A 14396-nucleotide genomic window follows, 5' to 3' on the forward strand; every position below is an offset into this window, starting at 1 on the left:
TCTCCGCCGTGCGGTGGCGGGACCAGTGACCAGCAGCCCCCGGCCAGCCCCGGCGGCTCCGCGAGACGTCGATAGGACCCACGTGACGCAAGACTCCGTCCCCGCGCCCGACGAGGCCAGCACCCCCAAGAAGCGGGCAGGGGGACTGAACGGGATGCTCATCGCCGACCTCAAGTCACTGGCCACCGGGCTCGGCATCGCCGGTGCCGGAGGGATGCGCAAGGCCCAGCTGGTCGAGGCGATCAAGGCCGCCCAGTCGCAACCGAAGACCCAGTCGCAGCCGAAGGCCCAGTCCGAGCCGAAGGCCCAGCCCCAGGAGACGACCCCGGAGGCGCCCGCCTCGGCCGGCACGACCCGGACCACCACGACCACGCGCCAGCGCACGCGGGTGCGTGCCGACCAGCCTGCCGCCGCCCAGCCTGCTGCCCAGCCTGAGCAGCCCGCCCAGGACAAGGGCCAGGACAAGGGCAAGGGCCAGGACAAGGGCCAGGACAAGGGCAAGGGCCAGGACAAGGGCCAGGACAAGGGCCGCGAGCAGCAGGGTCGCGGGCAGCAGGACAGGTCCGCGCAGGACAAGCAGTCGCAGCAGGACAAGCAGTCCGGCAACCAGGGCAACCAGGACAAGCAGGACAAGCAGGACAAGCAGGGCGGCAAGCAGAACCAGAACCAGCACCAGCACCAGAACCAGCAGAACCAGCAGGGCCAGCAGGGCCAGCAGGGCCAGCAGGGCCAGCAGGACCAGGGTGACGACGACGGCGACGGACGTGGACGCAGCCGGCGTCGTCGCGGCCGCGACCGGGACCGCACCCGCGGCGGCAGCGGCAGCGGCGGTGGCGGTGGCGGCGGGCGCAACGAGCCCGACACCACGGTGCTCGAGGACGACGTGCTGGTCCCCGCCGCGGGCATCCTCGACGTGCTCGACAACTACGCGTTCGTGCGCACCAGCGGCTACCTGCCCGGTGCCGACGACGTCTACGTCTCGCTCTCGATGGTGCGCAAGTTCGGGCTGCGGCGCGGCGACGCGGTCGTCGGCCAGGTGCGCCAGCCCCGCGAGGGCGAGCGCAAGGAGAAGTTCAACCCGATGGTGCGCATCGAGAGCGTCAACGGCGCCGACCCCGACGCCGCCCGCACCCGGGTGGAGTTCGAGAAGATGACGCCCCTGCACCCCTCCGAGCGGCTGCGCCTCGAGAAGGGTCCCGACGACCTCATCGGCCGCACGATCGACCTGGTGGCGCCGATCGGCAAGGGCCAGCGCGGGCTGATCAGCTCGCCCGCCCACGCCGGCAAGACCGCCGTGCTGCAGGGCGTGGCCGCCTCGCTGAGCGCCAACAACCCCGAGTGCCACCTCATGGTGGTGCTGGTCGACGAGCGGCCCGAGGAGGTCACCGACTACGAGCGCTCGGTCAAGGGCGAGGTCATCTCCTCGACCTTCGACCGCCAGCCCTCCGACCACACGGTCGTCGCCGAGCTGGCGATCGAGCGGGCCAAGCGTCTCGTCGAGCTGGGCCACGACGTCGTCGTGCTCCTCGACGGCATCACGCGGCTCGGTCGTGCCTACCACCTGGCCGGCACCGGCAACGGCCGGGTGCTCTCGGGCGGCGTCGACTCGACGGCCCTGCACCCGCCCAAGCAGTTCTTCGGCGCGGCCCGCAACATCGAGAACGGCGGCTCGCTGACGGTGCTGGCCACCGCCACGGTCGAGAGCGGCTCCAAGGTCGACGAGGTGATCTTCGAGGAGCTCACCGGCACGGCCAACATGGAGCTGCGGCTGAGCCGCGAGCTGGCGATGCGGCGGGTCTTCCCCGCCGTCGACGTCGCCCGCTCCGGCACCCGTCACACCGAGCTGCTCCTGGGCGAGGGCGAGCTGCCGGTCGTCGAGGCGCTGGTCGACGCGCTGGCCCAGCAGGGCAGCGAGGCCGCCATGCGCGACCTCCGCGAGCGGCTGACGAGCACCCAGACGAACTACGAGATGCTCAGCGGCTTCCAGCGCGCGCCCGGCCGGGCAGCGCGCCGGTGACCGCGGCCGGCGTCGGCGTACGACGTCGACGCGGGCCCGGCACGGCCGAATCGGCGGTGTGCCCGTCGTCGCGGCAGCGATACGGATACGCTGTCGCCCACATGCTGGCGGCCCTCCTAGGGAGGCCGGAGGGTCAGCCGGAGAGAGAGGAAGCCTCGCAACGTGGCACGCATCCTGGTCGCTGACGACGACGTCGACATCCGAGAGCTGGTGGAGTTCAAGCTCTCCACCCTGGGCCACGAGATCACCGCGGTGGCCGACGGCGCCGCGGCTGTCGAGGCGTGCCAGGCCTCGCGGCCCGACCTGGCGGTGCTCGACGTGATGATGCCGGGGGTCTCCGGGCTCGAGGCCATCCGTGCGATCCGTGCCGACCCGGGGCTGGCCGACCTTCCCGTCATCCTGCTGACCGCGCGTGCGCAGGAGTCCGACGTCGAGTCGGGCTTCGACTCCGGCGCCGACGACTACATCACCAAGCCCTTCAGCCCGCGTGAGCTCGCGGCGAGGGTCGAGGCGCTGTTGTCCCGGTCGGTCTGAGCGCGGCGCGGACACGGTGGTCGTCACCGAGGGCTCGAGCCCGCGCACCGTCGCCCGGACCCTGACCCCGGCGCTGCACCGCCTGGCCGTCCTGATCGGGGTCATCGCCCTGATCGCGATCGTGGGCGTGGTGCTCTCCACCCGCGCCGTCGACGACCTCACCGAGGGGTTGCAGCCGGCCTCGGTGGGCAACCAGGCGGTGCTGCAGGACCTGACCGACCTCGAGTCGGCCGTCGGCGCGTGGGCGCGCAGCGGCGAGCCCGGTGCGCTGGACGACTACCAGCAGGCGCTCGCCAGGCTGCCGGGGCACCAGCAGGTCGTCGCGCAGTACGCCGCCGCCGACGCACCGCTGATGGCCCTGGTGCAGGCGCAGCGCGACGCTGCCGAGCGCTGGCTGGTCGACTACGCCCAGCCACGGGTCCAGGCGCCCGGCGGTGCCGAGACCTTCCAGCTGCGTCGCTACCGCCAGGGCCAGCGCCTCTTCGAGCAGGTGCGGGCCGCGCACCAGGAGACCGCCGCGCTGTTCGGCAGTCGGGTGCGCGAGGCCAGCGCCGCCGCGACCTGGCGCCTGCGGGCCACCATCGGGTCGGTGGCGCTGCTGACCCTGCTGGGCTGGCTCGTGGTCGGTCGGTCCCGGGCGCGGCTGCTGGCGGAGGTCTCGCGCCCGCTGGTGGCGCTCGAGGGCGTCGTGCACCAGATGGCCAAGGACCCCACCGTCCGGGCCCGGCCCGAGGGCCCGCGCGAGGTCCGCTCCGTCGCGCTGGCCCTCAACGACCTCGCCGACGCCCAGTCGCGGGCGCGCGCGGTGGAGCACAAGGTGACCGAGGAGCTGCGCGTGCTCGACACCGCGCGCGACGACTTCGTCTCCAACGTCTCCCACGAGCTGCGGACCCCGCTGACCACGATCCACGGCTACCTCGAGATGGTGGCCGAGGAGTTCGAGGACACGATGTCGCCGCGCCACGAGCGGATCCTCGAGGCCAGCCGGCGCAACGTGGCCCGCCTCAAGACGCTCATCGACGACCTGCTGACCCTGTCGAAGGCCGAGAACCGGGCCACCTCGCTGGAGGCGGTCGACCTGGTCCCGCTGGTGCGCGACGCCGTCACCGACGTCTCCATCACCGCCTCGGGCCGCGGCATCGTGGTCGAGCAGGACCTCGGGGAGCACCCCGTCGTCGTGCTGGCCGACCGGCCGATGCTCGGGCGTGCCTTCCTCAACCTGCTCAGCAACGCGGTGAAGTTCAGCCTCGAGCAGGGCCGGGTCACGGTCTCGCTGCGCATCGAGGAGACCGACGGGCGCCGCTCCGGCGTCGTCACGGTGCTCGACCGGGGCATCGGCATCCCCTCCGCCGAGCTTGAGCGCCTCGGCAGCCGGTTCTTCCGCGCCTCCAACGCTGTGACCAACGAGATCGCCGGCACCGGCCTGGGGCTGCGGATCGTGCAGACCATCGTCGACAAGCACGGCGGCGACGTGCGCATCGACTCCGAGGAGGGCCGGGGCACCCGCGTCGTGGTGCGGATCCCGCTCCAGTCCGACGGCTGAGCCCCGGTCACGGCCCGGCTGGAATTGGAAGGTGCCGAGTTTGGTTGGCACAATACGACCGGCTCCGGTTCACGTCCCCGCACCGCACCCGCGGAGAAGACGGCGGCGACCCGGCGGCCCCGACGAAAGAGGGAAGCATGAAGAAGGACATCCACCCGGAGTACACCGAGACCCAGGTGACCTGCACCTGCGGCAGCACCTTCACCACCCGCAGCACCGCGACCTCCGGCACCATGCGTGCCGACGTCTGCTCGCAGTGCCACCCGTTCTACACCGGCAAGCAGAAGATCCTCGACACCGGCGGCCGCGTGGCCCGCTTCGAGGCCCGCTACGCCAAGAAGAAGTAGCTCCACCTCGAGCGCCGGCCCACCGCCCCGCGGCGGTGGACCGGCGCTCGTCATTTGTCCCGCCCCGTTGTCCCGCCCCGTTGTCCAGCCCCGTCCCGCCCGTCGCTCGTCCGACCCCAGGAGCCACCGATGTTCGAGGCCGTCGAGAGCATGCTCGCCGAGCACGCCGAGCTCGAGCAGCGTCTCGCCGAGCCCGAGACGCACGCTGACGCCCGGCTGGCCAAGCGGCTCAACCGCCGCTACTCCGAGCTCTCGGCGGTGATCCGCACCTGGCGGGAGTGGCAGCGCCTCGGCGAGGACGCCGGCGCGGCGCGCGAGCTCGCCGGCGAGGACCCCGCCTTCGGCGACGAGGCGGTCGAGCTCGACGCGCGCCGCGAGGAGGCGGCCGAGCGGTTGCGCCGGCTGCTGGTGCCGCGCGACGAGACCGACGACAAGGACGCGCTGCTGGAGGTGAAGTCCGGTGAGGGCGGCGAGGAGTCCGCCCTGTTCGCCGGTGACCTGCTGCGGATGTACACCCGCTACGCCGAGCGCCACGGCTGGTCGGTGGAGGTCCTCGACTCGACCGAGTCCGACCTGGGTGGCTACAAGTCGGTCACGGTGGCGGTCAAGGCCAAGGGCACGCCCGAGCCGGGGGAGGCCCCGTTCGCCCGGCTGAAGTTCGAGGGCGGCGTGCACCGCGTGCAGCGGGTGCCGGTCACCGAGTCGCAGGGGCGCGTGCACACCAGCGCGGCAGGGGTCCTGGTGCTGCCCGAGGCCGAGCAGGTCGACGTCAGCATCGACGAGAACGACCTGCGCATCGACGTCTTCCGCTCCAGCGGCCCCGGCGGCCAGAGCGTCAACACCACCGACTCCGCGGTGCGGATCACGCACGTGCCGAGCGGCATCGTGGCCAGCTGCCAGAACGAGAAGAGCCAGCTGCAGAACCGGGAGCAGGCGATGCGGATCCTGCGCGCCCGGCTGCTGGCGGTGGCCCAGGAGGCGGCCGCGGCCGAGGCGAGCGACGCCCGGCGCAGCCAGGTGCGCACCGTCGACCGCTCCGAGCGCATCCGCACCTACAACTACCCCGAGAACCGCATCTCCGACCACCGCACCGGCTACAAGTCCTACAACCTCGACCAGGTCCTCGACGGCGACCTCGGTCCGGTCATCGCGTCGTGCACCGACGCCGACATGGCCGCGCGTCTCGCTGCGCTGGAGGACTGAGTGACCGCGCGGCGGGTGGTCCTCTCGACCGCTGTGGAGCGGCTGCGTGCGGCCGGCGTCCCCAGCCCCGAGCACGACGCCGCCGAGCTGCTCGCCCACGTGCTGGGCACCGAGCGCGGTCGACTGGTGCTCGTCGAGGAGGTCGGGCCGGACGCGCTGCCGGCGTACGACGCCCTGGTCGCGCGCCGCGCCGCCCGCGAGCCGCTGCAGCACCTCACCGGTCGCGCCTGGTTCCGCCACGTCGAGCTGGCCGTGGGGCCCGGGGTGTTCGTGCCCCGCCCCGAGACCGAGCTGCTGGCCGGCTGGGCGGTCGAGCAGGCCGGCCTGCTCGACGAGCCGGTGGTCGTCGACCTGTGCACCGGCTCGGGCGCGGTGGCCAGGTCGGTGGCCCACGAGGTGCCCGCGGCGCGGGTGCACGCCGTCGAGCTCGACCCGGCCGCCCACGCCTGGGCCGAGCGCAACCTGCTCGGCACCGGTGTCGACCTGCGGCTGGGCGACATGGCCACCGAGCTCGAGGAGCTCGCCGGCACCGTCGACGTGGTCGTGTGCAACCCGCCGTACGTGCCTCTCGAGGCGTGGGAGTCGGTCGCCCCGGAGGCCCGCGACCACGATCCGCACCTCGCGCTCTTCTCCGGCGACGACGGGCTCGACGCGCTGCGCGTGCTCGAGCGTCGCGCCGCGGTGCTGCTGCGTCCCGGGGGAGTGCTCGGGGCCGAGCACGCCGACGTGCAGGGCTCCTCCGCACCCGACGTGCTCAGCGCCAGCGGGCGGTGGCGCGACGTGCGCGACCACCGCGACCTGGCAGGGCGTGCACGCTTCGTGACGGCGAGGCTGGCACGATGACCTCCATGGAACGCCACGGGACCTCCACGCCCGACGAGCGCGAGCAGGCGCTGGACGCCGCCAGCCTGGCCGTCCAGCGCGGCGGCCTCGTGGTGCTGCCCACCGACACCGTCTACGGCATCGGTGCCGACGCCTTCGACCCGGCCGCGGTGCGCGCGCTGCTCAAGGCCAAGGGCCGCGGTCGGGACATGCCGCCGCCGGTGCTGGTCAGCGCCGCCACCACGCTCGACGCGCTGGCCGTGCGGGTGCCCGGCTACGCACGGGCGCTGGTCGAGGCGTTCTGGCCCGGGCCGCTGACCATCGTGTGCCACCAGCAGACCTCGCTGCAGTGGGACCTCGGTGACACCCGCGGCACCGTGGCGGTGCGGATGCCCGACCACGAGGTCGCCCGTGAGCTCCTGGAGCGCACCGGCCCGCTGGCGGTGAGCTCGGCGAACCTCACCGGCCGTCCCGCCGCGACCGACGCCGACGCCGCGCAGGAGATGCTCGGCGAGCACGTCGACGTGATCGTCGACGCCGGCCCCAGCCCGCAGGGCGCCGACGGGGCGCAGCCCTCCACCATCGTCGACGTGACCGGCGCCCAGGGCCGCGTGCTGCGGGTCGGTGCGCTCTCGCTCGACCAGCTCAACGCCGTCCTCGAGCCGCTCGGCGCGACGCTGACCGCCGAGGACTGAGCGGGCGAGCGGTGCGCGAGTACATCCTGGTCTTCCTCGTCGCGGCGTCGGTCACCTACCTGCTCACGGTGATCGCGCGCGAGATCGCGCTGCGCACCGGGGCCGTGGCCCGGGTCCGCGACCGCGACGTGCACGCGGAGCCGATCCCCTACCTGGGCGGCCTGGCGATGCTGGGCGGGCTGGTGGCGGCCTACCTGGTCGCGCGCGAGCTGCCGTTCCTCTCGCTGAGCGGGGCCGTGGTCTTCCGCGACGCCGGTGTGGTGATCGTCGCGGGCGCGCTCATCTGCGCGGTGGGGGTGCTCGACGACCTCTTCGAGCTCGACGCCCTGACCAAACTGGGCGGCCAGCTGCTGGCGGCCGGGTTCCTGGTGGCCTTCGGCGTGCAGTTCTACTTCTTCACCGGCCCCGACGGGCAGGTCTTCTCGCTCGACCCCACCCAGAGCGCGCTGCTGACCGGCTTCCTGGTCGTGGCGACGATCAACGCGGTGAACTTCGTCGACGGCCTCGACGGCCTCGCCGCCGGCGTCGTGGGCGTGGGTGCGCTGGCGTTCTTCCTGTTCTGCTACCAGCTCACCAGCCTCAACAACGCACCCCGGGCCACGACGGCGGCGCTGCTGGCGGTGGCGCTGGCGGGGGCCTGCGTGGGCTTCCTGCCCCACAACTTCAACCCGGCCCGGCTGTTCATGGGCGACTCCGGGTCGATGCTGATCGGGCTGGTGCTCTCGGCCAGCGCGGTCACCCTCACCGGGCAGTTCGCCGGCTCCGACCTGTCCCAGGGCGGGGCGGGCTCCCAGGCGAGCCTGGCCCCGACGCTGCTGCCGCTGCTGCTGCCGATCACCATCCTGGTGGTCCCGCTGCTCGACCTGGTGCTGGCCGTGGTGCGCCGCACCCGGGCCGGCAGGTCGCCGTTCGCCCCCGACAAGCAGCACCTGCACCACCGGCTGCTCGAGATCGGCCACTCGCAGCGTCGTGCCGTGCTGATCATGTGGATGTGGGCGGCCCTGGTCGCCTTCGGGACGGTGCTGGCCAGCCTCTACTCCGGGCCGTGGGTGGTGGCTGCGCTGGCCGGGGGAGCCGGGCTGACGGTGGCGCTGACCTTCCTGCTGCCGGTGCTGCACCGGCCCGGGCACGCCGTGCCCGCCGGACCCCCCGCCTGAGGCGGCCCTGGATCGTTCCAGTTGCCGGGCCCCGGCGACCTTGTGATAGTTTTCACGAGGTGGCGCGGCTGGTTCCGCACCACACCTCGACCCCCGTCTGTCCCCCAGAGAACGGCCGCCGATGACGTCCGCGACGACCGCCCACGAGCACCGCCGCCCCGGCGCGGTGGCTCTGCACGGGGTCGTCGCGGCTGCGGCACTGGCACCCGGCCTGCTGGTCGCGGGCGTCGGCGCCCTCGTCGCCGGACCCGACGCGGCGGGCGCGGCCCTGATCGGGGCGCTGGCCGTCCTCGGGGTGATGCTCTTCGGGTCGGTGACCGTCGACGTCGTCAGCGGCCTGATGCCGCACGCCTCGCTGATGGTGGCACTGCTGACCTACACGCTGCAGCTGATGCTCGTGGTGGTCCTGCTGGTGACGCTGTCCGAGCAGCCCGCCTTCGCCGGGGTCGCCGAGCGCCGCTGGCTCTTCGGCGGCCTGCTGGCCGTCGTGCTGGCCTGGATGGCCGGGCAGGTCACGGCCGCGGTCCGGGTGCGCATCCCCGTCTACGACCTGCGCGAGCGCTCGCGTACCTCCGAGGACGCGGGTGACGCGACGTGACCCACGACTGCTATCGTCCGGATCGCCATGGCGCCGAGAGACCACGTCCCCGATCGCTCGAGCGAGCCGTCGACGGACCCCTGGGCCGCGTTCGGCTCGTTGGGCGCCGGTGTGCTTCTCTACGGCGGCCTGGGCTGGGCGGGGGACCGCTGGCTGGGGACTGCGTTCCTGCTGCCGACGGGCCTCGTGCTCGGCGCGGTGCTGGGGTTCTACGTGGTGATCGTCCGCTTCGGACGCGCACCGCAGGAGCCCCCGGACCCCGAGGCGTGACCACCAGGCCCAGCACGGGCACCATGAGCACGAGCACGATCTTCTGCACCGGATGCGACACGAAGGAGACAGGGCGTTGATGTCTGACACCATTGCGGTGATCATGGCCGCGGAGGGCTTCACGCCCCCTGGGCCGGCTGACTTCGACCTGCCGCCGATCATCGGCGAGGTCACCAAGCCGATGGTCATGGTCAGCCTGTCCGTGGTGCTGATCTTCGCGCTCTTCTACGCGATGTCGCGCAAGGCGGCCATCGTCCCCGGACGCATGCAGTTCGCCGGCGAGTTCGTCTACGGCGGCGTGCGCAACTCCATCGCCCGCGAGTCCATCGGCTCCGAGCACTTCATGAAGTTCGTGCCCTACCTCTTCGCGCTGTTCACCTTCGTGCTGGTGAACAACTACTTCGGCATGATCCCGATCGTGCAGTTCCCGACGTTCTCGCACTCGGGCTACGCCTACGGCCTGGCGGCACTCTCGTGGCTGCTCTACAACGGCGTGGGGATCTGGCGCCACGGCGCGCTGGGCTACCTCAAGCACGTCTCGGTGCCGGCCGGTGTCAGCGGCGTCATGCTGCTGCTGATCGTGCCCCTGGAGATCCTGTCCAACATCGTGGTGCGCCCCGTGACGCTGGCGCTGCGACTCTTCGCCAACATGTTCGCCGGCCACCTGCTGCTGATCCTCTTCGCTCTCGGCGGCGAGTACCTGCTGGTCGAGGCCTCGCCCTCCGCGCTCAACATCGTGGGCGGCATCGGTGCGATCATCATGTTCTTCCTCGTCAGCGCCCTCGAGCTGCTGGTGATGTTCCTGCAGGCCTACGTCTTCACGCTGCTGACCGCGATGTACGTCGCCGGTGCGGTTGCCGAGGAGCACTGAGCCGACCGCGCCCAGGCGCACCGTGCGGCCCGTCCGCACCCCCGATTCCCACAACTTCATATGGTCAACAAAGTCATGAGACTCCACGACGCGCCCTGCGTCACGACGAAAGGAAAGCTGTGACCGGCTCTCTCAACATGCTCGGCTACGGCGTCGCCACGATCGGTCCCGCCATCGCGGTCGGCCTGATCTTCGCTGCCTACATCAACGGTGTCGCCCGCCAGCCCGAGGCCCAGTCGCGCCTCCAGTCGATCGCGATCCTCGGCTTCGCGCTCGCCGAGGCCCTGGCGATCATCGGCATCGCGCTCGCCTTCGCCATCCAGTGACCTACGCCTCGGCGCCCTACCTCACGAGGTGATACATGTCTGAGTCCGTTCGGGCAGCGGAAGAGCTCAACCCGCTGATCCCGCACCTGTCCGAGATCATTCTCGGCGCAGTCTGGTTCCTCATCCTGCTCGGCCTGATCTGGAAGTTCGTCGTCCCGAACTTCGAGAAGGCCTACGCCGACCGCACCGCCGCCATCGAGGGCGGCCTCGCGGCGGCGGAGACCAAGCAGGCCGAGGCCGACGCCAAGCTCGCCGAGCTCGAGGCCCAGCTCGCGGACGCCCGCCACGAGGCGGCGCGCATCCGTGAGGAGGCCCGCGAGCAGGGCGCTGCGATCGTCAGCGACCTGCGTGCGCAGGGGCAGGCCGAGCAGACCCGCATCGTCGAGGCCGGCAAGGCGCAGATCGAGGCGGAGCGCCAGCAGGCGGTCGCGTCGCTGCGCGCCGAGGTCGGCTCGCTGGCCACGGGCCTGGCCGGTCGCATCGTCGGGGAGAGCCTGGAGGACGAGGCCCGCCAGGGTCGCGTCGTCGAGCGCTTCCTCGCCGACCTCGAGACCGGGACGCCGGGGGTCAACTGAGATGACCTCGGACTTCCGCGGAGCATCGGCCGACGCCGTCGCCACGCTGACCGGTGAGCTGGAGACCTCGGTCTCCGGCTCGCCGGAGGTCGCCACGCAGGTCAGTCGCGACCTCTTCTCGGTCGCCACGACCCTGCGCGGCGAGGGGGCGCTGCGGCGTTTCGTCACCGACGCCTCGGTGGCCCCCGAGGCCCGTCAGGGACTCGTGGACCAGGTCCTCGGCGGCAAGGTGAGCGAGCAGGCCCTGGTCGTGCTGCGCGCGGCGGTGAGCCGTCGCTGGACCAGGACCCGTGACCTCGCCGACGCCCTCGAGCACCTCAGCGTCGTGACGCTGGTGCGCTCGGCGGGTGGCGACGCCTCGCGCCTCGCCGACGAGATGTTCGCCTTCGGGCAGGCGGTCAGGTCGACGCCGGCCCTGCGCGACGCACTCTCCGACCCCGCCCGCTCCCACCAGGACAAGGCCCGGCTCGTCGAGGACCTCCTCGCCGGCAAGGTCCTTCCCGCCACGCTCAGCCTGGTCACCCAGGCGCTCGCCGGCACCTACCGCACCGTCGGTGTGGCGCTGGCCGAGTACCAGAAGGTGGCCGCCGAGGCCCAGCACCAGGGCGTCGCCACGGTGCGGGTCGCACGCGACCTGCCCGACGACGAGCGCGCCCGCCTCGCCGGCGCCCTCGAGCGTCAGTACGGCCGGCCCGTCCACCTCAACGTGGTCGTCGACCCCGCCGTCCTCGGTGGCATCCGGGTCGAGATCGGCGACGACGTCATCGACGGGACGATCTCGAGCCGTCTCGACGACGCCCGCCGCCGCCTCGTCGGCTGACCGCCCGCACCAACCCGACTTCGTAGAGACACAAGAGAGAAGGCACCAAGATGACGGAGCTCTCCATCCGTCCGGACGAGATCCGTGACGCGCTTGCCAAGTACGTCGCCGACTACCAGCCCGACGCGTCCAGCCGCGAAGAGGTCGGCTACGTCGCCTCCGCCGGCGACGGCATCGCCCGCGTCAGCGGTCTGCCCTCGGCCATGGCGAACGAGCTGCTGGAGTTCGAGGACGGCACCCGGGGCCTGGCCCTGAACCTCGACACCCGCGAGATCGGCGTCGTCATCCTCGGTGACTTCGACAAGATCGAGGAGGGTCAGACCGTGCGCCGCACCGGCGAGATCCTCTCGGTCCCGGTCGGCGACGACTTCATGGGCCGTGTGGTCGACCCGCTCGGCAACCCCATCGACGGTCTCGGCGAGATCTCCGCCGTGGGTCGTCGTGCCCTGGAGCTGCAGGCCCCGACGGTGATGGACCGCAAGTCGGTGCACGAGCCGATGGCCACCGGCATCAAGGCGATCGACTCGCTCACCCCGATCGGGCGCGGCCAGCGCCAGCTGATCATCGGTGACCGCGCGACCGGCAAGACCACGATCGCGATCGACACGATCATCAACCAGAAGCAGAACTGGGACTCCGGCGACCCGACGAAGCAGGTGCGCTGCATCTACGTCGCGATCGGCCAGAAGGGCTCGACCATCGCCTCCGTGCGTGGCGCCCTCGAGGAGGCCGGCGCGCTGGAGTACACCACCATCGTGGCCTCGCCGGCCTCGGACTCGGCGGGCTTCAAGTACCTCGCGCCGTACACCGGCTCGGCCATCGGCCAGCAGTGGATGTACGACGGCAAGCACGTCCTGATCGTGTTCGACGACCTGACCAAGCAGGCCGAGGCCTACCGCGCCGTGTCGCTGCTGCTGCGTCGCCCGCCGGGCCGCGAGGCCTACCCGGGTGACGTCTTCTACCTGCACAGCCGCCTGCTCGAGCGCTGCGCGAAGCTCTCCGACGAGCTGGGCGCGGGCTCGATGACCGGCCTGCCGATCATCGAGACCAAGGCCAACGACGTCTCGGCGTTCATCCCGACCAACGTCATCTCGATCACCGACGGCCAGATCTTCCTGCAGTCCGACCTCTTCGCCGCCAACCAGCGCCCGGCCATCGACGTGGGCGTCTCGGTCTCGCGCGTGGGTGGTGCCGCCATGACCAAGGCGATGAAGAAGGTCACCGGCTCGCTCAAGGTCGACCTGGCGCAGTTCCGCGCCATGGAGGCCTTCGCGATGTTCGCCTCCGACCTCGACGCCGCCTCGCGCCAGCAGCTCGACCGCGGCCAGCGCCTGATGGCGCTGCTCAAGCAGTCGGCCTACTCGCCGTACCCGCTCGAGGACATGGTGGTCTCGATGTGGCTGGGCACCACCGGTCGCCTCGACCGCGTGCCCGTCGGCGACGTGATCCGCTTCGAGCAGGAGTTCATCGACTACGTGCGCCGCTCGCACGAGGGCATCTTGTCCTCGATCCGCGAGACGCAGAAGTTCGAGGACGAGGACGGCCTGGAGAGCGCGTACGACTCCTTCCTCGACCAGTTCGAGACCTCCGACGGCGGCTCGATCAAGATCGGCCACGAGGCCGACGCCGAGGCGATGGAGGACGACGAGCTCGGCCAGGAGCAGATCGTCAAGCAGAAGCGGGGCTGACCATGGCCGTATCGCTGCGTGAGTACCGCGCGCGGATCAAGTCGACCGAGTCGATGAAGAAGATCACGCGCGCCATGGAGCTCATTGCTGCGTCCCGGATCGTCAAGGCGCAGCAGCGGGCACAGGCGGCAGCGCCGTACGCCCGCGAGCTGACCCGTGCGGTGTCGGCGGTGGCGACGTTCTCGGACGTCGACCACCCGCTGACCAAGGAGGAGGAGAACCCCAAGCGGGCCGCCGTCCTGATCGTCACGAGCGACCGTGGCCTGGCCGGGGCCTACTCCTCGAGCGTGCTCAAGGAGGCCGAGAGGCTCGCCGAGCGCCTGCGCGAGGAGGGCAAGGAGATCGACACCTTCATCGCGGGCCGCAAGGGCGAGGCGTACTACAAGTTCCGCCAGCGTCCGGTCGAGCAGACCTGGACCGGGTTCTCCGACCAGCCGTCCTACGACGTCGCCGCGGAGATCGGGGAGACCCTGATCGAGCGGTTCCTGCGCGAGCAGGGCGAGGAGGGCGACGTCGACGAGGTGCACGTGGTCTACACGCGCTTCGTGTCGATGCTGACCCAGGAGCCGACCGCGGTGCGGCTGCTGCCGCTCGAGGTCGTCGAGGGCGAGGAGGCCCCCGAGGAGTCCGAGCTGCTGCCGCTCTACGAGTTCGAGCCCTCGCCCGAGGCGGTGCTCGACGGGCTGCTGCCGCAGTACGTCCAGTCGCGGATCTTCTTCTGCCTGCTGCAGGCGGCCGCCTCCGAGCTCGCCGCTCGCCAGAAGGCGATGAAGTCGGCCACCGACAACGCCGAAGAGCTCATCAAGAAGTACAAGCGGATCGCCAACCAGGCCCGCCAGGCCGGCATTACCCAGGAAATCAGCGAGATCGTCGGTGGCGTCAACGCGCTCGCCGATGCCAACGCCGGTGCCGAATAAGTGGAGTGAGTGA

At 71.7% G+C, this 14396-nt stretch carries 16 protein-coding genes; all 16 read left to right on the forward strand.

The window, feature by feature from the left end; all coding sequences use genetic code 11:
- Window positions 1-82 precede the first annotated feature (82 nt).
- Window positions 83-2017, forward strand: a complete 1935-nt coding sequence (rho, locus tag JOE61_RS18280) for a transcription termination factor Rho (RefSeq protein WP_307823090.1) — start codon at window positions 83-85, stop codon at window positions 2015-2017.
- Between the two features lie 162 nt (window positions 2018-2179).
- A complete protein-coding gene (locus JOE61_RS18285; protein WP_193667507.1) occupies window positions 2180-2551 on the forward strand; it encodes a response regulator transcription factor in 372 nt (123 codons plus the stop codon).
- Window positions 2552-2567: 16 nt separating this feature from the next.
- Complete coding sequence (locus tag JOE61_RS22615; RefSeq protein WP_193667506.1) at window positions 2568-4094, forward strand: ATP-binding protein; 1527 nt, start codon at window positions 2568-2570, stop codon at window positions 4092-4094.
- A 137-nt stretch (window positions 4095-4231) separates the two neighbouring features.
- Window positions 4232-4441 carry a 50S ribosomal protein L31 gene (gene rpmE / locus JOE61_RS18295; RefSeq protein ID WP_179617069.1) on the forward strand — a complete coding sequence of 70 codons (210 nt, stop codon included), beginning with the start codon at window positions 4232-4234 and terminating at the stop codon, window positions 4439-4441.
- A gap of 129 nt (window positions 4442-4570) precedes the next feature.
- Window positions 4571-5644, forward strand: coding sequence for a peptide chain release factor 1 (gene prfA, locus JOE61_RS18300; protein ID WP_193667505.1), 1074 nt, complete (start codon window positions 4571-4573; stop codon window positions 5642-5644).
- Window positions 5645-6487 (forward strand): peptide chain release factor N(5)-glutamine methyltransferase, encoded by an 843-nt coding sequence (prmC, locus tag JOE61_RS18305; protein ID WP_193667504.1) that lies wholly within the window; start codon window positions 5645-5647, stop codon window positions 6485-6487.
- Window positions 6484-7161, forward strand: a complete 678-nt coding sequence (locus JOE61_RS18310) for an L-threonylcarbamoyladenylate synthase (RefSeq protein WP_193667503.1) — start codon at window positions 6484-6486, stop codon at window positions 7159-7161. Before prmC ends, JOE61_RS18310 begins: the two co-directional genes overlap by 4 nt.
- 11 nt (window positions 7162-7172) lie before the next feature.
- Window positions 7173-8318, forward strand: coding sequence for a glycosyltransferase family 4 protein (locus JOE61_RS18315; protein WP_193667502.1), 1146 nt, complete (start codon window positions 7173-7175; stop codon window positions 8316-8318).
- A 121-nt stretch (window positions 8319-8439) separates the two neighbouring features.
- Window positions 8440-8916 carry a hypothetical protein gene (locus JOE61_RS18320; protein ID WP_193667501.1) on the forward strand — a complete coding sequence of 159 codons (477 nt, stop codon included), beginning with the start codon at window positions 8440-8442 and terminating at the stop codon, window positions 8914-8916.
- Between the two features lie 27 nt (window positions 8917-8943).
- Entirely contained in the window at window positions 8944-9186 is a 243-nt protein-coding gene (locus JOE61_RS18325) for an AtpZ/AtpI family protein (RefSeq protein ID WP_227491275.1), read from the forward strand.
- A gap of 79 nt (window positions 9187-9265) precedes the next feature.
- Window positions 9266-10057 carry a F0F1 ATP synthase subunit A gene (gene atpB, locus JOE61_RS18330; protein ID WP_193667500.1) on the forward strand — a complete coding sequence of 264 codons (792 nt, stop codon included), beginning with the start codon at window positions 9266-9268 and terminating at the stop codon, window positions 10055-10057.
- Window positions 10058-10176: 119 nt separating this feature from the next.
- Window positions 10177-10383, forward strand: a complete 207-nt coding sequence (locus tag JOE61_RS18335) for an ATP synthase subunit C-like protein (protein WP_219633601.1) — start codon at window positions 10177-10179, stop codon at window positions 10381-10383.
- A gap of 35 nt (window positions 10384-10418) precedes the next feature.
- Window positions 10419-10958, forward strand: a complete 540-nt coding sequence (locus JOE61_RS18340) for a F0F1 ATP synthase subunit B (protein WP_179617064.1) — start codon at window positions 10419-10421, stop codon at window positions 10956-10958.
- Window position 10959: 1 nt separating this feature from the next.
- A complete protein-coding gene (locus JOE61_RS18345) occupies window positions 10960-11778 on the forward strand; it encodes a F0F1 ATP synthase subunit delta (RefSeq protein WP_193667499.1) in 819 nt (272 codons plus the stop codon).
- 50 nt (window positions 11779-11828) lie between these two features.
- On the forward strand, window positions 11829-13466 hold the full coding sequence (atpA, locus tag JOE61_RS18350) for a F0F1 ATP synthase subunit alpha (RefSeq protein ID WP_193667498.1): 1638 nt from the start codon (window positions 11829-11831) through the stop codon (window positions 13464-13466).
- 2 nt (window positions 13467-13468) lie between these two features.
- On the forward strand, window positions 13469-14383 hold the full coding sequence (locus JOE61_RS18355; protein ID WP_193667497.1) for a F0F1 ATP synthase subunit gamma: 915 nt from the start codon (window positions 13469-13471) through the stop codon (window positions 14381-14383).
- Window positions 14384-14396: the final 13 nt, after the last annotated feature.

This window comes from Nocardioides salarius, from assembly GCF_016907435.1.
GTDB classification, from domain to species: domain Bacteria; phylum Actinomycetota; class Actinomycetes; order Propionibacteriales; family Nocardioidaceae; genus Nocardioides; species Nocardioides salarius.